At 36.2% G+C, this 21847-nt stretch carries 17 protein-coding genes and 1 pseudogene; 14 read left to right on the top strand and 4 right to left on the bottom strand.

The genetic code is table 11. The features are described 5' to 3' along the window. Positions 1-193: 193 nt before the first annotated feature. From Ana3638_RS24495 to Ana3638_RS24485, 4 genes and pseudogenes are all read left to right on the top strand, one after another. Entirely contained in the window at positions 194-1321 is a 1128-nt protein-coding gene (locus tag Ana3638_RS24495) for a glycosyl hydrolase family 8 (RefSeq protein ID WP_161840366.1), read from the top strand. 400 nt (positions 1322-1721) lie between these two features. Beyond that, positions 1722-2479: pseudogene (locus Ana3638_RS27210) on the top strand (glycoside hydrolase family 38 N-terminal domain-containing protein); the annotation flags it as partial. A 99-nt stretch (positions 2480-2578) separates the two neighbouring features. Then, a complete protein-coding gene (locus Ana3638_RS24490; protein WP_408609535.1) occupies positions 2579-4426 on the top strand; it encodes a glycoside hydrolase family 38 C-terminal domain-containing protein in 1848 nt (615 codons plus the stop codon). Positions 4427-4658: 232 nt separating this feature from the next. Next, a complete protein-coding gene (locus Ana3638_RS24485) occupies positions 4659-5522 on the top strand; it encodes an aminoglycoside 6-adenylyltransferase (RefSeq protein ID WP_161840365.1) in 864 nt (287 codons plus the stop codon). Between the two features lie 183 nt (positions 5523-5705). Here the strand turns inward: Ana3638_RS24485 and Ana3638_RS24480 are convergent, their stop codons facing one another. Continuing rightward, positions 5706-6971 carry a peptidoglycan-binding domain-containing protein gene (locus tag Ana3638_RS24480; RefSeq protein WP_161840364.1) on the bottom strand — a complete coding sequence of 422 codons (1266 nt, stop codon included), beginning with the start codon at positions 6969-6971 and terminating at the stop codon, positions 5706-5708. A gap of 509 nt (positions 6972-7480) precedes the next feature. Here Ana3638_RS24480 and Ana3638_RS24475 point away from each other — a divergent pair. Together Ana3638_RS24475 and Ana3638_RS24470 are read left to right on the top strand one after the other, a co-directional pair. Then, on the top strand, positions 7481-7942 hold the full coding sequence (locus Ana3638_RS24475; RefSeq protein ID WP_161840363.1) for a DUF6323 family protein: 462 nt from the start codon (positions 7481-7483) through the stop codon (positions 7940-7942). A 53-nt stretch (positions 7943-7995) separates the two neighbouring features. Continuing rightward, the gene (locus tag Ana3638_RS24470) at positions 7996-9267 is read left to right on the top strand and encodes a DUF6179 domain-containing protein (protein ID WP_161840362.1); all 1272 of its coding nucleotides are present in this window, start codon (positions 7996-7998) and stop codon (positions 9265-9267) included. Here the strand turns inward: Ana3638_RS24470 and Ana3638_RS24465 are convergent. Both Ana3638_RS24465 and Ana3638_RS24460 read right to left on the bottom strand, forming a co-directional pair. Beyond that, entirely contained in the window at positions 9264-9527 is a 264-nt protein-coding gene (locus tag Ana3638_RS24465) for a YkgJ family cysteine cluster protein (RefSeq protein WP_161840361.1), read from the bottom strand. The two genes, Ana3638_RS24470 and Ana3638_RS24465, sit on opposite strands and share 4 nt — an antisense overlap. A 103-nt stretch (positions 9528-9630) precedes the next feature. Further along, entirely contained in the window at positions 9631-10443 is an 813-nt protein-coding gene (locus Ana3638_RS24460) for a helix-turn-helix transcriptional regulator (protein WP_161840360.1), read from the bottom strand. Between the two features lie 163 nt (positions 10444-10606). Between Ana3638_RS24460 and Ana3638_RS24455 the strand changes: the two genes are divergently transcribed. The 6 genes from Ana3638_RS24455 to Ana3638_RS24430 all read left to right on the top strand — a co-directional run bounded on the left by Ana3638_RS24455 (position 10607) and on the right by Ana3638_RS24430 (position 18184). Further along, positions 10607-11338 (top strand): ThuA domain-containing protein, encoded by a 732-nt coding sequence (locus Ana3638_RS24455; RefSeq protein WP_161840359.1) that lies wholly within the window; start codon positions 10607-10609, stop codon positions 11336-11338. A gap of 15 nt (positions 11339-11353) precedes the next feature. Further along, entirely contained in the window at positions 11354-12460 is a 1107-nt protein-coding gene (locus Ana3638_RS24450) for a Gfo/Idh/MocA family protein (protein WP_161840358.1), read from the top strand. A 548-nt stretch (positions 12461-13008) separates the two neighbouring features. Then, complete coding sequence (gene abc-f / locus Ana3638_RS24445; protein ID WP_161840357.1) at positions 13009-15114, top strand: ribosomal protection-like ABC-F family protein; 2106 nt, start codon at positions 13009-13011, stop codon at positions 15112-15114. 866 nt (positions 15115-15980) lie between these two features. Beyond that, the gene (locus tag Ana3638_RS24440; protein ID WP_161840356.1) at positions 15981-16580 is read left to right on the top strand and encodes an MBL fold metallo-hydrolase; all 600 of its coding nucleotides are present in this window, start codon (positions 15981-15983) and stop codon (positions 16578-16580) included. Between the two features lie 209 nt (positions 16581-16789). Continuing rightward, positions 16790-17221 (top strand): MerR family transcriptional regulator, encoded by a 432-nt coding sequence (locus Ana3638_RS24435; protein ID WP_161840355.1) that lies wholly within the window; start codon positions 16790-16792, stop codon positions 17219-17221. A gap of 399 nt (positions 17222-17620) precedes the next feature. Continuing rightward, positions 17621-18184 (top strand): GNAT family N-acetyltransferase, encoded by a 564-nt coding sequence (locus Ana3638_RS24430; protein WP_161840354.1) that lies wholly within the window; start codon positions 17621-17623, stop codon positions 18182-18184. Between the two features lie 32 nt (positions 18185-18216). On the opposite strand, the gene Ana3638_RS24425 is transcribed toward Ana3638_RS24430, so the two are convergent. Then, a complete protein-coding gene (locus tag Ana3638_RS24425) occupies positions 18217-18921 on the bottom strand; it encodes a TRADD-N-associated membrane domain-containing protein (RefSeq protein WP_161840353.1) in 705 nt (234 codons plus the stop codon). Positions 18922-19080: 159 nt separating this feature from the next. Between Ana3638_RS24425 and Ana3638_RS24420 the strand changes: the two genes are divergently transcribed. Continuing rightward, on the top strand, positions 19081-19914 hold the full coding sequence (locus Ana3638_RS24420) for an alpha/beta fold hydrolase (RefSeq protein ID WP_161840352.1): 834 nt from the start codon (positions 19081-19083) through the stop codon (positions 19912-19914). A gap of 200 nt (positions 19915-20114) precedes the next feature. Continuing rightward, positions 20115-21803, top strand: coding sequence for a S8 family peptidase (locus tag Ana3638_RS24415; RefSeq protein WP_161840351.1), 1689 nt, complete (start codon positions 20115-20117; stop codon positions 21801-21803). Positions 21804-21847: the final 44 nt, after the last annotated feature.

Raw genomic sequence — 21847 nt, 5'->3', positions numbered from 1 at the left:
TTGCGCAGAGATTCTGCATAAATTGAGAATAAATATGCCAAAAATCTAAGTCTTAAGTCATTGAGAGAGAAATATGATATCAACAGCGCCTATTTGGGATAGATATTTAAAAAGAAGTTTAATAAAAACGGAAGTTTTAATATATGTAGAGCAGTAGTTGATGGTAATAATAAATATATTAAGGAGAAGGACGATGCGTAACGGTGCGTTTTATACAGGAAATTATCCGAATCTATTTGAAAAAATCGGATTAACAAAAGAAGAGGTTAACGACAGAATAGAGCAGGTATTTAAAACCATGTTTTTTGACCCGGAAGAAAGGATATATTTTGAAAAAGGGGAAACTATGGGGTATATGCTGGATACCGGCAACAACGATGCAAGAACGGAGGGCATGAGTTACGGAATGATGATGGCGGTACAGATGGACAGAAAAGATATATTTGACCGCCTGTGGCTTTTTTCCAAAACTTATATGTATCAGAGCAGCGGTAAATTTAAAGGGTATTTTGCCTGGTCTGTTTCACCGGAGGGGAAGAAAAATGCCGAGGGACCGGCACCGGACGGGGAAGAATATTATGCCATGGCGTTATTTTTTGCCAGTAAGCGCTGGGGAGACGGAAAAGAACCTTTTGATTATGACAGGCAGGCCAGAGATATATTAAAACATACCCTGCATCAGGATGAATATGTATGTGGGGGAAGTCCCATGTGGAATCCTGCTAATTATTACATAAAGTTTGTACCGGATGCTGATTTCTCAGACCCGTCTTATCACCTGCCTCATTTTTATGAACTTTTTGCATTAAGGGCAGCAGAAGAAGACCGGGAATTTTGGAAAAAAGCCGCGGAAGCCAGCCGCAGCTATATTAAATTATCCTGCCATCCGGTAACCGGAATGGCACCGGAATATGCTGAATATGACGGTACTCCAAAGCAGCTGTTTCATGAAGGACAGTTTTACTCGGATGCATACCGCGTAGCTATGAATATCGGATTGGAAGCAGCCTGGTTTGGAGAAGAGGATTCACTGGGTGAGATTGTCGGCCGCTTACAGACTTTCTTTAGTGAACAGACAAAGTTATTGGAATACCACAATTATCTGCTTGACGGAAAGGCTCTGGACCAGCCGGCTTTGCATCCGGTAGCAATAGTTGCTACCAATGCGGCCGGATCTTTAGCCACGAAAGGAAAGTATCATCTTCAGTGGGTAAAAGATTTCTGGGATATGCCTCTTCGCAGAGGAGAGCGCAGATATTATGACAATTGTCTGTATTTTTTCTCTCTGCTTATGTTGGCAGGAAGATATCGGATTTATTAAATTTTGGCATGTTTATTTTCATTGTATGCCCCAAGCGAGCCTGCGGTATTGCCTCAGCTAACTGCCTTTTTCTTCTTTCACACTTCAGGACATATCCAGAGGTTGAAAAAGGGGGAGATATTCCATGGAGAATAAGAAATCAAAATATTATATTATCAAGAAACTGGAACAATATAGTTATACATTGTATAAAAATGCGTTGTATAATATTAATGACCGTAATATGAGATGAAAAACTAAACATTGACATATCATAAAAAATAAGTAATATATAGGATATATCAAATGTTAGGAGGAAACAGCTGGAAGCTGATCTTGCAGTTAAAGGAAAAGATGCGATTAATTTTTTAATCAGTATACTAATCCAGCCGGTTCAGCTGATAGATTTGAATGGCAGGCCATGAGAAAAAAAGTAGTACATATCATATCACATTCCCACTGGGACCGGGAATGGTATATGCCTTTTGAGAAACATCGTTTGAAATTAGTTAACTTAATTGATGATTGCCTGGAACTATTTGAACAAACGGATGAATTTAAAAGTTTCCATCTGGACGGACAAACTATTGTATTAGATGATTATTTAGAAATAAAACCCGAAAAAAAGAAATCATCAAGAAGAATATTTTAGAAGATAAATTTTATGTTGGTCCCTGGTATATTCTTCAAGACGAATTTTTAACCAGCGGAGAATCCAACATAAGAAATCTACTTATTGGCATAGAAGAAGCTGACAAGTATGGTAAATTGTGTAAAATCGGATATTTTCCGGATGCCTTCGGCAATGCGGGACAGATGCCCCAGATACTAAAACAAGCTGGTATGGAAGCCGTTATCTTCGGAAGAGGTGTAAAACCGGTGGGATTTAACAACTCTGTTCCTGAAACCGGAGATTATGAGTCCTTTTACTCGGAGATGCTCTGGAATGCACCGGATGGCAGCGGTTTATTAGGAATACTATTTGCCAACTGGTACAACAATGGAGCGGAAATTCCGGTAAAGGAGGCAGATGCAAAAGAATTCTGGGATAAACGGTTACAGGATGTACTTCGGTTTGCATCTACCGATCACCTGCTGTTTATGAACGGCTGTGATCATCAGCCGGTACAAAAAGATTTAACTGAGGCCATTGCTACGGCAAACCGCTTATATCCGGATCTGGAATTCATTCACTCGAATTTTAATAATTATGTTAAGTGTGTGAAAGAATCCCAGACGAATCAATTATCCGTTGTTACCGGTGAACTTACAAGCCAGATGACGGATGGCTGGAATACACTGGTCAATACGACTTCCTCCAGGATTTATTTAAAACAATTAAACAGGGAAAATGAGGTAGCACTTGCTAATCTTGTGGAACCCTTGGCAGTATTTGCTGCGGATGCCGGTTTTTTATACCCTCACGAAACAATCAAATATGCCTGGAAAAAGCTGATGCAGAATCATCCTCACGACAGTATTTGCGGCTGCAGTACGGATGAAGTGCATAAAGATATGGAAACCCGTTTCCACAACAGTATGCAGGTAAGTGAATGCCTTATGAAAGAAAGTATGGACTATATTGGTAATAAGATTAATACGGCCTGCTTTAAGGACAGAGAAGCTTATCCTTTTACCGTATTTAATACGACTGGTTGGAAGAGGACGGGAGTAGTATCCGTATTAATTGATATTGAAAGAATTTATGGACAGAATTTGACCACATCTTATTATAAAATGAAAGAGTTAGTTTTAAAGGATTTCGTTCTTGAGGATAACAAAGGAAATCAGATACCGTTTAAAGTAGAGGATTCGGGTGTAAGATTCGGATATGATCTGCCGGATGATAAATTCAGACAGCCTTTTATGGCAAGGTGTGTAACAGTTACTTTTGAAGCAAAAGATATCCCTGTTTTAGGATATAAGGTTTATGTTTTAGTTCCTAAAAAAGGAAACAAAACACAGAATGATTCCTTGGTTATTCCTGACGGTTTGGAGAACCGGTACCTAAAAGTAACGATTAATTCAGATGGTACGCTTAATCTTTTGGATAAGACCTCAGATAAGTATTATGAACATATCTGTTATTATGAGGATACCGGTGATATCGGAAATGAATACATTTATCGTCAGCCGGACGGGGGTGCAGCAATTCTTTCAAAGAGCAGTACCTGCGGATTTGAACTTACGGAGAATGAAACTTACCGGGCGACTTATAAAATTACTCAGGTCATGGAGATTCCGGAAAGTGCGGATGATACATTATACGAAGAGCAGATCAGTATGACGGATGTAAAGCTTAGAAAAGCGAAAAGAAGTACAAAACTTTTACCCCTTGAAATTACAACTTATATTTCTTTAGATAAGAATGGACGGGGTATAAAAGTTAGGACAGAATTTGAAAACCGGATGAAAGACCACAGACTTAGGGTAATCATTCCAACAGGACTAGAAACCGACAGGCATTTTACGGATTCCGTATTTGAAATTGTGGACCGGCCTAACCGTCATTATACTGATTGGCAAAACCCTAGCGGCTGTGAACATCAGCAATGTTTTACAGGAATGAAGGATGATAAAGCAGGAATCATAGCCGCCAATTTCGGATTGTACGAATATGAAATACTACCGGAACAAAACAATGCAATTGCCATAACATTACTTCGCGCTGTTGGCGAGCTTGGAGACTGGGGGGTATTTTTAACTCCGGATGCACAGATACAAAAGAAATGCTCCGTATCCTTTGAAATTATTCCGTTTTCCGTAAAGGATGAAAAGATGGATCCCTTAGTGGAAGCGTATCAGTTCCAGGTTCCCATGAATACCTGCCAGATATATGTACACGACGGTGTATTGCCGCTGGAGCAAAGTTATTTGGAATGGGAAGGCGAGGGAATCTATCTTACCGGAATAAAATATAAACAAAATGAAAATGACCGGATACTTCGTTTTATGAATGGCACTAATCAGGTGAGATATCTAAAACTTAAAAAATCTGATCAGGTGCGTAGTTATTACAGGAGTAATGTAATAGAAGAATGTCTTAGCGATTTACCGGATGACGAGGAACGGTATGTGATAGCGCTAAATCCATTTGAAATATTAACCATCGGGCTGGGAAATTGACTCACTTTCGTTCAGACTTGCCATTAATGCGGTTTGACAGCGACAGTAAAAGTAATACGAATTTCAGAGCTGAAGCTCAATTGCCTAAAAATAAATGGTTAAGAAAGGAGTTCACTTAATGAAAAAATGGTTAAACAAATTATAAGGTTATGAGCTTCATTACCTCAAGATACGAGCGCCTCCAAAAGTATAAACAGGTGAATGAAAATTATATCAAATGGAGGTAATAACAATGAGAAGTGAACAGGAAATATTTTCGGAAATCCTGCAATTTGCTAAAGAAGATAATAATATTGATATAGCCGTTTTAAACGGTTCCAGGGTAAATCCCAATGCACCAAGAGACTTCATGCAGGATTATGATGTAAGGGTGTATGTAAAAGATTTGGATGCAGCTTATATTTATAAGGCCAAACGTTCCTGGATAAGCCGGTTTGGAGATCTGGTTATGCTCCAGCAAAATAATTTTGAAGACGGGTCTTTTATTTTTCTTCTGCAGTATAAGGATAGTATACGAATTGATTTAAGTTTTCAGGCGAAAGAAATGCTTGAAATAGAATTAAAGGAAGATTCTTTAAGTAAGATTATTCTGGATAAGAATAACGAAGTAAAAGTTCTGCCGGAACCCAGTGACACTACATATTTTACTAAATGTCCGACTGAAACGGAATGGAATGAAACCCTTAACGAGTTATGGTGGTTACAGGGTTATATAGGTAAAGAACTATGGCGGAATGAGATTCCTTTCGTTAAACAATTATACGACGTTTATTTTATGGAAGGCCTGAGAAAGTTATTGAGCTGGTCTGTTTGTTTGGATAAGGATTGGAAATTAAATGTGGGCAAGTCCGGTAAGTGGCTTAAGAAATATCTGACCAAGGATATTTATGAAGAGTTTATATCCCTTTATTCCAGTGCGGATTATGAAGAACAATGGGATAAGTTATTGCGTTCCGGCAGCTTAATCAGAGAAATCGGACAGGAATTAGCTGATAAAATGGGGTATGTATATCCCTTACAGGATGATCAGAATGTATCCGATTATATCAGGCGGATTAAAAGCCTGCCCTGTAATGCACAATCTTTCGATGATTAAAGTCTGTTTTGCGACTAATGTGATTCCACAAAACATAATAGTATTAATGATATAATTTATACAATAAAATAAACTAATACTAATATAAAACTAAACAGGGACGGTTGCAATAATAATCTTTTCGGCAACCGCCCCTGTTCCGGTCTTAGGCAGGAAACAAAACACTGGTTATAGAATTTTATATTACTTACAAAATTCAGAGGCCTGGGTTAACCTTTGATATATTTGTGCAATTTTATACCAGGTAACAGCATTAATAGTACCTGTCACAGGAAGTTCGAATAATTTCTGAAATGCCATAACCGCAGATTTTGTTTCTGGGCCAAATATACCATCTGCTTCTATGATCGGTATTTCGCTATATACATGAGAGATAATCAGCAGATATTGCTGCATTAATTTTACAGCATCCGATCTACTTCCCTCTGATAATTCAACATTTGGCCAGGCTTGTATTCCGGTTATGTTATTTGTGTAATTAATATACATCGTTTCATTGTAATAAGTATGTAGAATATCGATTGCTTTATAATCCTGGTCTCCAAGAAATTTGGAACCCCATAGGGATATCATATTTTGGCAGGTTATTAATTCACCGGTACATGCCTGGGTTAATATAGGTTGCCTAACATCCGGCAGGGATAGAAAGTAATTAAACATATAATCCACAGCTAAACTGATATTACTGTCTATATTTCTGCCATAAAACCAAATCTGGTCAAAGGCAGTGGACGAGGTTATATCAAAATCGTAACCCAACCTGTGATACCAATCCGTATAAATCCGGTTTAAAGAGAAAGAAAGCCTGGTTAAAATATTGGCATAAATGGTTTCTTGCGGCCAAGTAGCATAGATTTGGCTGGAAGCAACGCTTTTTATATATTCCCGGTACTCTATTTTATAATTTGTGGCAGTTAAATCAGAAGGTAATCCATCGTGAACGATAATAAATTCCGGTATTACTACTGATTTATCTACTTGTTCTTCTATCTCAGTTTTTACCTCATCCTCGTATACTTTTGGAGGATAGTTACCAAACAGATAATTCGGGCCAATGGTTATGGTATTACTTATATTAGTATCATCCTCTCTGCGTGGCATACTAACCGGTTGGATCGTTTTTACAAAAGGTAAAATCTGTGCACTGTCGATTATAATTGTTTGAAGACCCGGAGCCGAAATAACCAGCCTGTATTCTGAATAAGGTTGATAATTTGTGGGTTCCATGCTGTATTCAATTGGAGGAGCAGGCAATTCTATTTCTATGGTTTTTCCTGAATTATCTGTAATTAGTGTATCCACGACTGTATTAGGATCATATTTGTGAAAAATTTGAATCTCTGCATTTTCAACTGGCCTGGACCCTAATTCACATACAACCTGGATTTGTAATATACCATAATAATTTCTACCTTCCTGGGTTGAATTAATTCTATTATTTATATACATAATCGGCTCCCATCTACGACTGACATATTAAAATCAGAGTAGTATATTATTAGCATAAATCTAGCTTTATAGTTATATATTTAATTCTATATATGCGTAGTAACATAAAATGATAACAGGGGATTTCATATTTGGATTAAAAAATAAAACAAAAAACGGCAAAAAGGTACTGTTACAAAATCACAATTTTCTTGGTATTCAGCAAGAATTATTAGATTTTGTAACAGTACCTTTTTTTACATTTCCGCGAAAGCAAAGTGAGAATTAGCAAGCTTGCTTGCAATAATTCGAACGCGCATGCGAACCGAAGAAACTCGCAAAGCGTGTTTCTTCCGGTTCCCGTAAACAAAGTGAGGTGATAGGAATTAAAAAAAACATTGACGCAAAAAGAGCGCAATGTTATAATATCTTTAAACATAAAACATATAAAACAGTATATATATTTTAGTATATCACACTTTTAATTGAATGTCAATAGATATTTTAAATTTTTTTTGGAGGATTAAAAAATGGACGATGAGATTTTTAATTTACCAGCATTAAAACAAAAGCAGCAGTTAGAGGAAATTAAAAAATGCAATGAATATTCAGCAAAATTTGGAGTTACCTTATCTGATTCTGAAGTTATTGGTTTAAATGAAAACCGTAAGGAATCTTTAAAAAGTATGGGCAGAGTAGAATTAGGAAACGGAATTCTTCCAAAATTAATTTTTGAATTCTGTGACTCGCCATTTATTTATCAGGATATTTATGCAGATACGTTACAGGCACTCCAGGAAATATTTTATTATTTTAAAAATGAATCACTGGATGAGATCAGTGACGATGAGCTGATTCACATAATGAGGGAGTATTTTGACCAGGAATGCCAGGGATCCATTGAATACCTTCAGGAAACTACCTTGGAAGATATCTGCAGGAATGTAAGATATGGATATGGTACCATACGCAGTTATGACGAGGAAGATTAACTCAGGTAATTACGAACCGGTCCTAAAGGCCACTAACATGAGGAGGACTATAAATGCAGGAATTAGAAGGTATATATTCAATTATTGAGATTAACCTAAATAATAAATATTATTTTCAATCATTGGTCAAGGAGGGAAATGAAAGAAATGTACTAAGTAACCGCCAGGTAGAAAATATTCAGATAAATTTATTCAGGCTTCTTAAAGATCATGTAAATCGTTATACCAGTTATGAAAGCAGCTCTGTCAGAACAGAAAAGGCGCAGCAGCTGCTGGAATCCATTTGTTATACGATCGGAGCTTATTTAAAAACCGTCCAGGGAGTAAAGAATCAGATGGAGCTTCTGAATTCCGGTAATATAAAAGAGTTATTTTACGCAGGATTAAACCTTTTAAAAGAGTATGTAGAAGAATCAAAGCTACTATTAAAAAATCTGCAGTCGGAGGCTTTAAGGATAAATAATCTCGCTTATTATAATACCATATTTACCGGAATTCCGGAATATTTTCGTGACTGTGATATAAAATATGCACCGCAGGACGGGGCAGGAAGTATTGACTACCCTTTGGCCATCGATATTACGGATTTAGAAGGAATAGAATATATCAAAGAATACCTGCTAAGAGTAAGTATGGAAAATACTTTCTGTAAGCATTTTAATGAGAGCAGCATCGAGCAGTTATTAAATGGTTATCATACGGATTATCCGGATTTATTGATTAATATCTTTGAAATTACTCTGATTAACGTTACTGGATTAGTTTTGATCAATAAAGATATTTACCAGTTAAATATAACGGAAAGTGACAGGTATTTATTAAAAATAAAATTAGACAGCCTTACGGCGGATCAATTGCAGGAGCAGTTAAAACAGGCTGTCTTAGAGCTGTATAATGGGATGAAAATAGATAATAATAAATTACTTCAATATATGCTTAAAGCCGTCTATCCGATTTCCCGAAGATTATTACAGCTTCTTTCTATGGATAAGCTGGAAATGATGTTTATTTCCTTTAAAGATATTCAGGCGAATAAGGAACCGGATTTTCAGGATGGTGAAATGATGGAGGATGAACTATTAAGGGATTTAATAGAGGAAATGCAGGATTGCAGATATACCTCTGATAAAATTATCCTGATAAAAAATAAGGTACACAGCTTAGGGGATTTAATCGAAGTAATGGAGGTATGTTTTTATGGGGAAGAGTTTAACGAAATTTTTAAGTTGTTAAGTGAAACGGAAATCTCAGCTTTATTTGGTTATTTTAATGATGAGGAAGAAAAAGAATGGCAAAATGCATTACTTAAATATAGGGAAGATTAGTTATCGTCACCCGATGTTAATATTTCTAAAAGCTGAAGATATTGGATAGCTTCTTCTGCAGTTGTTTTGCACATTTCCTCAGACGGCCTTAAACTGCTGCATACGGCAGGCCTTTCTATACTGCCGAATATCTTGCATTTGTTATCACTTGATAATTGAATACATCTTACGCCGGCTGGTTTGCCATTTGGCATGCCAGGTATCGGGGATGAAATGGAAGGTGCTATACAGCAGGCTGCACACCCAACTCTGCAATCCATAGGAGAACCTCCTGTCTTAATTTTATGTTCGCTTATTTTTTACATTTATCTTAACAATTGTAACATATTTCTAAAGTGGATACAATAAATATAGATTCCTGAATCAGGATTTCGTACGTTTGGTGTTTTGCCGGTATTCACTGGGAGATAGATGGAAAACTTCCAGGAAAGCCCGGTTAAAGGTTCTCTGACTTTCAAACCCGGAATCCATACTTATCTGAGTCAGGGAGTAATCCGTTAACTGCATTAAAGTTATGGCATAATCTAACCGAATGTTATTTAAATATTTGTTAAAGCTGGTATTAAGTTTTGTTGAGAAGATTCTGGAGAGGTGGTATTTACTTACATTTAAGTGTTCCGCCAAAATACTCAGTGTTAATGGTTCCTGAAAATATTCTGAAACAAAGGTTACAATTTTACCTGTCAGATCATAACTTGGCATATCATTATTTTTAATAAGATCCAAAACCGGTATGCATCGGGCCAATATTAACTGTAAAAGTGCAGCACAGGCAGAAAGATCCTGTCCGTCCCGTCTTTCTATTTCTAACTGTTCCATGGCATAAATAACGTTTTCATGTAAATTGCCCGAAGTTATAAAAGGATTACCCGGATAATAACGGGTTACTTTCTTCAAAAATTCCCCGGTCAGATTTATACCACAGATAGCAATTAAAATACGGCTTTCGATTTGATTGTCGGAAGTTTCTGAATTATAGCTATGTATGACATTTGGAAATATAACTGCAAAATCTCCTTCCCTTAACCGTTTGGTCTCCCCATGTATAGTCACAATAATTTCTCCGGTCTTAACATATAACAGCTCCAAATGGCTGTGGAGGTGGGAGGGAAAGTTAAATTTAGTGGTATAAAAAGTGCGTAAAGCATTATCCGTGGTTTCGTAAAAAGGTATCATAATAAATTACCTCGAAAGAGCAATATTTGTCTAATATCAGATACATTCTGTCCTACATCATATCATAAATCCTTGTATAATACAATCAGATAGGCTTAAGAAGAATAGGAAAACTGCGAATCGAAAAATGTAATTATTTTCAATATTAAAGGAGGAAACATATATGGCTACGGACAAAAAAGTTTTAATTTTGCAAGGCGGATGGGATGGACATGAACCAAAATTAACATCAAAACGGTTTGCCGGATTACTGGAAAAACACGGGTACCACTGCGAAATATCCGATACTCTGGATGTTTTAAACGACCAGGATTATTTAATGGGATTGGATCTGGTCGTGGCTTGTTGGACGATGGGTCACATTGATAATGAGTATGTAAAAAATTTATCCAAAGCAGTTGGTTTCGGAGTTGGTTTAGCCGGCTGTCATGGAGGTATGTGCGACTCATTCCGTGAAAATACGGAATGGCAATTTATGACCGGAGGTCAGTGGGTAAGCCATCCGGGCGGAGACGGAATTGACTACATGGTGAATATTAATAAAGGTTCCAGTCCTATTGTAGAAGGGTTAGAAGATTTTCCGGTTTGCAGTGAACATTATTATCTACATATTGACCCGGCAATTGAAGTACTGGCAACGACCAGATTTCCAAGCGTAAATTATTATCATATTTCCAATAAACCGGTTGATATGCCGGTTGCCTGGACAAAATTCTGGGGTAACGGCCGGGTATTTTATACTTCCCTTGGTCACCACGATGATGTTTTTGATAAATCAAAAAATGCGGAAATTATGATGGAACGAGGACTGCTTTGGGCAGCAGAGGGGAAAGCTTATGCCCTGGAGCATAAGTTAACAACAGCTAAATTTGAGAACACTGCAAAAATGTATTAATAAAGGAGGATGAAAATGGGGACTGTAAAAATTGCGATGATTGGTGTTGGAGCCATCAGCGGTATTTATCTTGAAAATATAACGAATGTATTTAAAGAAATTGAGATAATCGGTGTTTGTGATTTGGTCAGAGAACGGGCTGAAAATGCAAAGGATAAGTATCAGATAAAGAAAATTTATGATACGATGTATGATGCCTTTAAGGATCCGGAAGTGGATATGGTATTAAATCTTACCAGACCTTATGAACATTTTGAGGTTACAAAAGGAGCTTTAAACGCAGGTAAACATGTATACAGCGAAAAACCACTGGGGGCAAATTTTGATGAGGGGAAAGCACTGGTAGCTTTGGCAGAAGAAAAGAATCTTTTGTTAGGAGGTGCTCCGGATACCTTTTTAGGCTCCGGTATACAAACCTGCCGTAAATTAATTGATGACGGATTTATCGGTGAACCGATTGGAGCGGCTGCTTTTATGATCTGCCGCGGTCATGAGACCTGGCATCCGGATCCGGAATTTTATTATAAAAAAGGCGGCGGACCTATGTTGGATATGGGACCATATTATGTGACCGCCTTAGTTAATTTATTGGGAGGAGTAAACAATGTAACCGGTGTAACTAAAAGCAGTTTTCCTAAGAGGACAATAACCAGTCAGCCGAAAGTAGGTACGGTTATCGATGTGGATGTTCCTACCTACATAACAGGTATATTAAATTTTGATAATGGTGCGGTTGGTACTATATTTACAACCTTTGATGTTTATTATAATCAACAGGCCAGATTAGAGATTTATGGTTCAAAAGGAACGTTGTTTGTACCGGACCCTAATACTTTCGGAGGCCCAATCAAATTATTACGCCCGGAAGACGGAGAATACAGGGAAATGCCGCTGCTTTTTGATTATAAGGAAAACTCCAGAGGTCTTGGAGTAGCAGATATGGCGAAAGCTCTGCAGACAGGACGGGATTACCGTGCAATTTATAAGCAGACTTATCATGTCCTTGAAATTTTAACCAGCTTTGAAAAAAGCAGTAAGGAGGGTAAGAGTATTACTCTCGAAACAGCTTATAACAGAGGGTTACCTATGTTAAATAATCCAATACATGGTATATTGGATTAAGTTATATATAATGATTATAACAACGGATGATTAACGAGAATTCATAAATTATTCTAACATTTGTTACAGTTCAGCCTTGTGGTTGAACTGTAACACACATCTCCGTACAGTTACAGAAAATTATCCTTGACGAAATCCGGCTTTTAGCATATTATAACATTGTATATCTTATGAAAGGACTTAACAAGAATGAACCAAACACTTAGATGGGTAAAATTGGAATCTATTATGATCGCAACTTTTAAGGTTAAGGCTAGAAGTGCGTCCAAATTTAATAGATACAATAGAAACCATATAAGAATTTTGGAGAGTTCCTATTAACATTCTTTGTTAACGGTCTGTAATTATAATAATAAATAACGGCACCCTTAACAGGCAGTGTCTGATATTACGAAATCCCAAAGCTTAGTGGCTTTGGGATTTTTTACGTCCGGGGTAAGTTAAAAGCAGAATAAAAAGAAAGGCATAGACAGTGGGAGATTAATTTGGTGATTTAGGTGTTGAAAGTTCTTCGAATTAATTGGCCGTACTGTATAGGGTAGAAAACTATGATAGAATTAAGTATTAATAATTTAATGAAATTTTACGGAGCAAATAAAATATTTGAAAACATCACCTTTGATATAAAAACTGGTGAAAGAGTCGGTCTAATCGGAAAAAACGGCTGTGGTAAAACAACCCTAATGAAAATAATTATGGGCAGGTATCTTGATAATACGCAGCCAGGCAGCCCGGACACAGAAGGGGTAAACAGGATAAATGGTCTTCCATTTTTACAGGAAAATACGGAAGATAGCCAGGGCGGAGAAATTAATCTTAGAAAAGGCTGTAAAGTGGGTTACTTAAATCAAATACCCATTTATAATGAAAATACCAAATCCTTGGACGTCATTCGGATGGCTTTTTCAAACGTATTTGAGATAAAAAGTAAAATGAATGAATTAGAATATCAGTTAGGAAGTCTTGATGGAGATACTCTGGAGAGAGCAGTCCGTTCTTATGGACGATTATCAGAACAATATGAATTAGAAGGCGGTTATGAATTAGAGACCAAAATAAATAAAATAACAGAGGGGTTAAAAATAACGGATTCATTAAAAGAGATGTATTTCAGCCAATTAAGCGGCGGGGAAAAAACCAGGGTGATTTTAGCCAAAATATTATTAGAAGAACCGGACATTCTGCTGCTTGACGAACCGACCAACCATTTAGACCTAGAAACAGTAGAATGGCTGGAGGGCTTCCTAAAAAATTATAAAGGATCGGTGCTTATTATATCCCATGACCGGTATTTCTTAGACAGTGTAACGGGTAAAATCGTGGAACTTAAAGTTGACCGGGCTGATATCTATATGGGTAATTATAGTTATTATGTTCTTGAAAAAGAGAGAAGGTTTTTAATTGAATATAAAAATTATATAAACCAGCAAAAAAAGATGGAACAGATGGAAAAACAGATAGAGCGTTACCGCATCTGGGGAGAAATGCGGGACAGTGATAAAATGTTTAAAAGAGCAAAAGAACTGGAAAAACGATTGGAGAAGATAGAAAAACTTGACAAACCTGTTCTAAATAGCAGAAGGATACGGTTTAATCAGGACAATGCTGACCGTTCCGGTAAGATTGTAGTGAAAACGGAAAATATCAGTAAATCCTATGAAAAGGTATCTTTATTGAAAGATATCAATCTTCCTGTCTTTTATCAGGATAGTGCCTGCATTATCGGAAAAAACGGCTGTGGTAAAACAACGTTACTGAAACTGATATTAGGGGAAATAAAACCGGATTCCGGTTATATAAAAATAGGCTCACAGGTCAAAATCGGATATCTTCCTCAGCAGGTTGCATTTAAAGACGAAGAACTGACCATATTAGAGTATTTTGCTGATTTTCATAATATAACGTACGAGACAGCCAGAAACCAGCTTGCCAGGGTGTTATTTATGAAAGAGGATGTGAATAAGAAGATAAAGATTTTATCAGGAGGTGAAAAAAGCAGGCTTAAATTATGTTCCTTAACCTTTGAAAAAGTAAATTTTATGATTTTAGATGAACCGACCAACCATCTGGATATTGATTCCAGAGAGGTATTAGAGGAAACCTTAACTGAGTTTGAAGGCACACTGCTGTTTGTATCCCATGACCGCTATTTTATCAATAAAGTGGCAGATAAGATAATAACAATAAGAGACGGCAATCTTAAGATTTATCAGGGGGATTACAACTATTACCTGGAAGAAACTCAAAAGGAAAGCGAAGCGAAAGCCTTACCGGAAAGCGAATATAATAGGAGTAAGGACATAAAAAAAGGGAAGGAAGACATTAGTTTAAAAGACAATGGAAAGGGCAGCAGAGAAAAAAATAATGCTGGGCTTTTTCAGCAGGAAAATAATTTTGGACATCAGGGCAAGAATCTAAATAAGCAGCAAGAAAGAGAAATACTACGGGATAAGGTAAAAAAAGTTTCAGAAAGAAAAATAGAAATCCTGGAAAAAGAAATTGATGAGATGGAAACTGAGTTAAAATACCTTGAGGAGGAAATGAATAAATTTAACTCCGATGTTGTTTATCTGAGAGAGCTCTATCTTAAAAAGGAAACGACGGAACATAAACTCAAATTGGCTTATGATAATTGGGAGAGCTGTCAGCTGTAATTTAATTAATATTACCTGTAAAATTATAAATAATTTACAAACAAATAATCCGATATATTAAAAGTAAATAAACAATGCAGTGAAAGCATTGACAAGAACCCAATATGGCTGTATGTTGATTTACAGGAAGTAATATAAATAGGTAATTGCAAAACAAGTGTTTCGTAATTATAATACCGAAGCATTCATATCATTTCAGAGCAGAATCTGGCCTTAAGTCCACTGAAGCATGAAATGATATGAATAATATGGTATATATATTTAAAACCTAAATAATTTCACAATTACCTGAAAGTAATATAAATTAATGGAGGCAGGTTTCATTATGCAGGATAAAATCAGAAGATTTATGATGGGCAGATATGGTGTAGATGACTTAGGAAAATTTTTAATGTGGATTGCCATAATTATTATGCTCCCATCGGTTTTTTTCAGAAACAGGATAATAGAAATAATACCTTTTATCATATTGATTATATGTTATTTTCGAGTGTTTTCAAGAAATATAAATAAGCGATACAATGAGAATCAGAAATTTTTAGTTTTTAAAAATCGGTTTTTTGGATATTTTCAGAGAGCAAATACCCGTAGAATGCAGAATAAGAATTACCATATATATGTATGTCCTACCTGTAAGCAAAAAATCCGTGTACCAAAAGGGAAAGGTAAAATCTGTATAACATGCCCGAAATGCAAGGCGGAATTTATTCGCAAAAGCTGATGTATTATAAGTTGCCGCCGATTTACAAAAATTAACTTTCGTGCTATAATAGACGGAATAAGTTATGTCTTGAATATTAGGGACTGGAAATGTCAATAATGCATTTTACCAACATCTGAGAAAATAGTGGTGAAAGGAATATAATATGGCTGAATTTTATTTTCAAGGGCATGGAAGTTTTCGCCTTACAACCGATAAAGGAACTGTAATTTATGTTGACCCTTATGCCGGTGGAGGTTATAATCTGGCGGCAGATATAATATTGGTAACCCATGAACACGGTGACCACAACCGTATTGAACTGGCAGCTAAAAAAGAGGAATGTACCATTATAACGGATCAGGAAGCCTTAGAGGGCGGAATTTATCATAAATTTACCATAAAGGATGTGGAGATTGAATCCGTACCTGCCTACAATCGTAATCACAGCAGATCCGAGTGCGTAGGGTATATCTTACGTTTTGATTCCATTTCCTTTTATGCTTCCGGTGATACGTCCGTTACTGACTTTATGGCTGATAAGATACCTGCGTATCAATTAGATTATGCGGTACTGCCTATTGACGGTATTTATAATATGAATCCTGAGGAAGCCACAAAATGTGCTGAAATTATAGGAGCTAAACATGTAATACCCATCCACATGAAACCGGGTCAGCTATTTGACCGCCTTTGTGCAGAACAATTTAAAGCTGCTAACCGTCTTATTGTAGAAGCCGGTACAGGAATTATATTAATGAAATAACTGTATGTCAGCCCCGGAGTCTGGCAAACCCGGACTTATTGTTATGTTTATAGGAAATCTGGCTTTTTTTTGCTTGAATAATAATAAATCGTTTGACAAACATTTCATACAGAATATATAATTGAAAAGTAATTTAACAATATTTAGGACATAATATATTATTTGCCAAATTGATTCTATGACTAATGGCCTAAGAGAGTGGTGACTTTATGGATCTGAATAAGAGTGGAGAAATCCGGGAATGTAAAAGATGCGGGAAAATGTTTCTGTTTACAGGGGTTGGCAAATGCATTTGTGCAGCCTGTAAAGCAGAAGACGAGGCGGAATTTGAAATTGTCAAAGATTATATCTATGAAAATCTTTCAGCAACAATCATGCAGGTATCAAAGGAAACAGGAGTTAAAATAGCCAGAATTAAAAGCTATTTAAAAGACGGAAGACTGGTTATTCCAGATGGTTCAGTTATTTTTTTAAATTGTGAAATTTGTGGAACCAATATAAAGTTTGGAAGACTTTGCCGGGAATGTGCAGATTCATTAAGTAATGAAATGCGGCATGAAATGAACATCGATGATTTTCAAATTGGAGAAAAACCGAAAAATCCAAACCAGGGTAGAATGAGATTCTTAGACCGTACATAACAGGTATATTACAATATAATAAGGGGAACCAGAACTACCTACGGATAAAGTCGGTAGTTTTTTTATCCCATAGGAAAGTTCGTCCTATGAGATAAAACCCTCCGGGGGATGGGCATGACGCTTAAGATGAAATTGTCACTAAAATGACAGCGTGTCAGCACCAGAGTCTGACAAGTCAGACTTTTTCTTATCTCAGATTAAAAAGAATATTACATATAAATGCACTCTTGGTACAGTTAAAGCTGTATTAAGAGTGCATTATTAAGATTAACTGAAAAAGACTTTATTAGGATTGATAATTACCAAAATATGTATTATTATTAATTTAATCAGGAAGTCAGATAATCTAAGAATAAGATTTTTGGCTTTAAAGGAAAGGTTATCATATCAGGTGATTTAATGAAAAGTAATTATAACGAGATAATAAGAAAAAATACAGAATTAGAAACCAATCGTTTATTACTCAGAAAATTTAACATCAAAGATAAAGAAGCAGTTTTAGCTTACGGAAGTGATAGTCAGACGTTAAAGTACCTTGTTTGGACCGGAATAACCGACCCGAATGCAGCAGAAAGAGTCATTATGGCATACTATTCTAAACCCGGAGTATATGCTGTTGCATTAAAGGAAAATGACTTATGTATTGGATGTATTGATATTCGTATCGAACCTCAACACGAAAAAGCAAGTTTTGGATATGTACTTAATCGTAATTATTGGAATCATGGGTATATGACGGAGGCTTTAACTACCATTTTAAATTTCTGCTTTACAAAGCTGGAATTAAACCGTGTGGAAGCAACTCATTATATGGGAAATGAAGGCTCCGGCAGGGTTATGAAGAAGAACGGGATGAGATTGGAAGGAGTGGCTATAGAAGAAGTTAAAATAAAAGGGAAATTCCATGATGTGGTTCATTACGGAATAACCAAAGCACAATGGGAAGAAACTGCATTCATTTAATGATTTTAAATTGAATGCAGTAATCCCCATTATTAACTAATCATATCTTTATAGTTTAACTGGCTTTTGATTATCTCCTGATAGACATCATCTTTTTTTTCCGGAGATATTTTATCTGTGATATTAACAACGGAAAGAAAACGTTCATTTTCGTGTAAAGCTTCATAATATTTATTTAATTGTTCTAATGATTGCCTGTAAACAAAAAGAGAAGTACCTGCAACTACTTCTACTATAACACCTCCAATTGCCGGTATGATAGCGGAGCCAATGGTAATATCCATTGCAAATATGAAAATTATGGAGGAAGTGATCAACGTAAAACCCAGTAAACACATGGATACGGAGAGTTTAAAGGAACTTTTAGCCATGTTTTTACTTAATACATAATACTCTTTAATTTCAGCCATATTGATTGACATGAGTTCTAAAATATCTGTAGCGGCTTGAGTACCGGATTCTTTGCTTTCACTCTTTGTCAGTTGATAATTGTTTATAATGAGAGACTGACGTAATGCGGCATAATAATCACTTACTTCATTGCTTGAAGTTTTATAATCCGTATTAATAAATAAAAATAATATACTTAAAATTAATATATACAAAAAAATCCCTGCCATAATAAGTAAAGGTACGCTGGTCATTTGATTATCGGCTATGTGATATAGAAAATAAATAAAAACTGTAAATAAGATTGCACCAACCAATACTATAATTATTTTACTGAATTTATTCAATGGAATGCTCCAGAAGTTTTTGTATAAATATATAGTAAATGCTTGTAAAATAGTATTAAAATATTGTTTTATTTAAAAATTTTTTTAAACACTATATTTAAATATTTTTATGTCCATCAGGGCTTTATGATAGTAAACCGGAGGAAAGGTGTGTAAATTATGAGAGATGGGAATAATTTTGAGCATTTAACATTCCAGAATCTTAACTGTGAAATTCATTATTGGTACCAAAAGGGATCCGAGAATAAGTGGGTTATTTTCTTACACGGCGCAGGTATCGATCATGAAATGTTCAAGGAACAATATAAAATATTTGATTCTGCCTATCATTTAATCACCTGGGATGCCCGAGGCCATGGTCTTTCAAAACTAAAAAAAGGGCAGAAATTCCGCTTTGAAGATATGGTAAGCGACATGAAAAGATTATATAAAATCTACGGGATCGATGAGGCTGTTCTGATAGGGCAGTCCATGGGAGGTAATCTGGCCCAGGAAATTGCTTATAATTATCCGGAATACATAACAAAGTTAATTTTGATAGATTGTACAAAAAATACAGGTAAATTAACAATGGTGGAAAAATGTTTATTGAAATGTTCCAATTTTCTGTTCCACTGTTACCCCTGGAAGCAATTGATCAAACAAAGCAGCGAAGCCTGCGGAACGACAGATTACGTAAAGGAGTATGTAAAAGCGTGCTTTAGCCGGTTGGAAAAAGAGACTTTTATTGATGTTATGATGTCATTAACCGGCTGTCTAAAGGAGGATATAGAGTTTAGATTCCGGCATCCGGTATTATTACTTTGCGGTGAGGAAGACCAATTAGGTAACATTAAAAAGGTAATGAAAACCTGGGCGCAAAGTGATTCCAATTGTACGTTTCATATGGTTGAAGATGCCGGTCATAATTCCAATCAGGATAAACCGGAAGTGGTGAATAAGCTGATATTAAACTTTTTAAAAGCTGGTAACAAGTCCGATCTTCCATACTGAAGCGGTATCCGAACTTATGATTCTGCCGGTACTGTGTGAATCCGATTACTGTTTTTGGAGGTTTGATATTTCCAATGGACGGTTACGGAAAAGCAGTACGGGGTGTGATTACATAACAAAAGAGAATGGACTGATTTAGTCATCATTATATAACAAAATTCATAGAATTAACAAACTGATATTTCGAGAATAGAATAACTATGACTGAGTCTGAGCGATTTAAAATAACCAGTGATGAATATGCTGATTTAATTATTGATTATAATTATGATATGGGAATATTAGCTCAATATCCCAATGCATCCTATAATATTATAAACCAACGGTATGCAGTTTTGAATATACCTGTAAGCGAAATGACTTATAATGCCGTATATAAATATGGTTATGCTTCCATTCCAAAGTGTTATGGGTTAATGTTCGAGCGGGCAACTGAACTGGATGGTAATTATTATATACAAAACTTACCCGCTTATGATTATGATGGAGAGGGAGTTCTGATCGGATTTGTCGACGGAGGAATAGAATACCGTAATAAAGCATTTCAATATGACAATAATACAACCAGGATAGTGTCAATATGGGATCAGACCATTGAAAGCCCTGACAGGTATCCTGCAGATTTTTATTATGGAACTGAATATGGCAGGGAAGAGATTAATCTGGCACTTCAGTCGAAAGATCCATTATCAATTGTACCAAGTACGGAGATAAACGGCCAGGGAACAGCAATGGCCGCAGTTGCTGCCGGTTTTAATAGTAATCAGTTCAGTTTTTCAGGAACGGCACCAAAAGCAGAAATAGTTGCCGTAAAACTGAAACCTGCCAAGCCTTATCTGAAAGAATTTTTTGGTATATCTGAAGAAGCTTTATGCTACCAGGAAAATGATGTAATGATGGGTATTAAGTATCTGCTGCAGGTCGCTAAGAGTTTACATCGTCCAATAGTAATTGCTGTTGGATTGGGCTGTAATCAGGGCTCTCATATAGGCGAAGATTTTATAAGCAGATATATATCTGAGGTCGGAGAATTACCCGGGGTTGCTGTTATAGTTGCAGCCGGGGATGAAGGAAATCGTTATGGGCATTATTATGGTGAAATTGGTTCACCCAACATATATAATATAGCGGAATTAAATATAGGTTCAGAAAATGAGAATTTTTCAATGGAGTTATGGGGGTATCCGCCTAATCTGTTAGCGGTTGATATTTTTGCCCCAAATGGTGATTTTGTCTATCACGTTTCCCGTAGCTATAAACAATTAAATACGATACCTGTTTATTATAATGATACAGTCATTTATATTGATAACCGCTTACAGGAACCTTTTGCAGGTTCACAATTAATTTTATTCCGGTTTCAAAATGCTGCTCAGGGAGTTTGGAGCTTTCAGGTTTCAGGCTCTCATGATTTAGTAAACCGTTTTCATATCTGGTTACCTTTGCATCAGTTTTTAAGAAATATATATTTTATGAATCCGGATATCAATACAACACTTTCCATACCGGCAAATACAGTTAATATAATAACAGTGACAGCATATAATCCGGTGGTTCTTGAATTATATTATTATTCCAGCAGAGGTTTTACGAAAACAAATGAACCGAAGCCGGATATAACTGCACCAGGTGTCAATATGGTTATCCCTACCGGTATTGACCAGTTTGCTTATTTCACCGGTACAAGTATGGCATGTGCCTATGCAGCAGGGATTGCCGCAAGATTAATGGAGTGGGGAGTTGTAGAGAATAATCTGCCCAACATGGACTGTACCTTCATCAGATATATCTTAACAAGCAGTGCCAGAAGAGACAGTTCCATGAATTATCCGAATCAGAACTGGGGATTTGGAATATTGGAGGAGAATGTATTTGGGGACATTGTATAAGAACAAAAGAAAATAATATCAGATAAATGCGTTACTGATGCAGT

Source organism: Anaerocolumna sedimenticola (assembly GCF_009931695.1).
In the GTDB taxonomy this organism is placed as follows: domain Bacteria; phylum Bacillota; class Clostridia; order Lachnospirales; family Lachnospiraceae; genus Anaerocolumna; species Anaerocolumna sedimenticola.
Note: the sequence above shows the minus strand (reverse complement) of the source record. Positions and strands in the feature narration are given on the sequence as shown.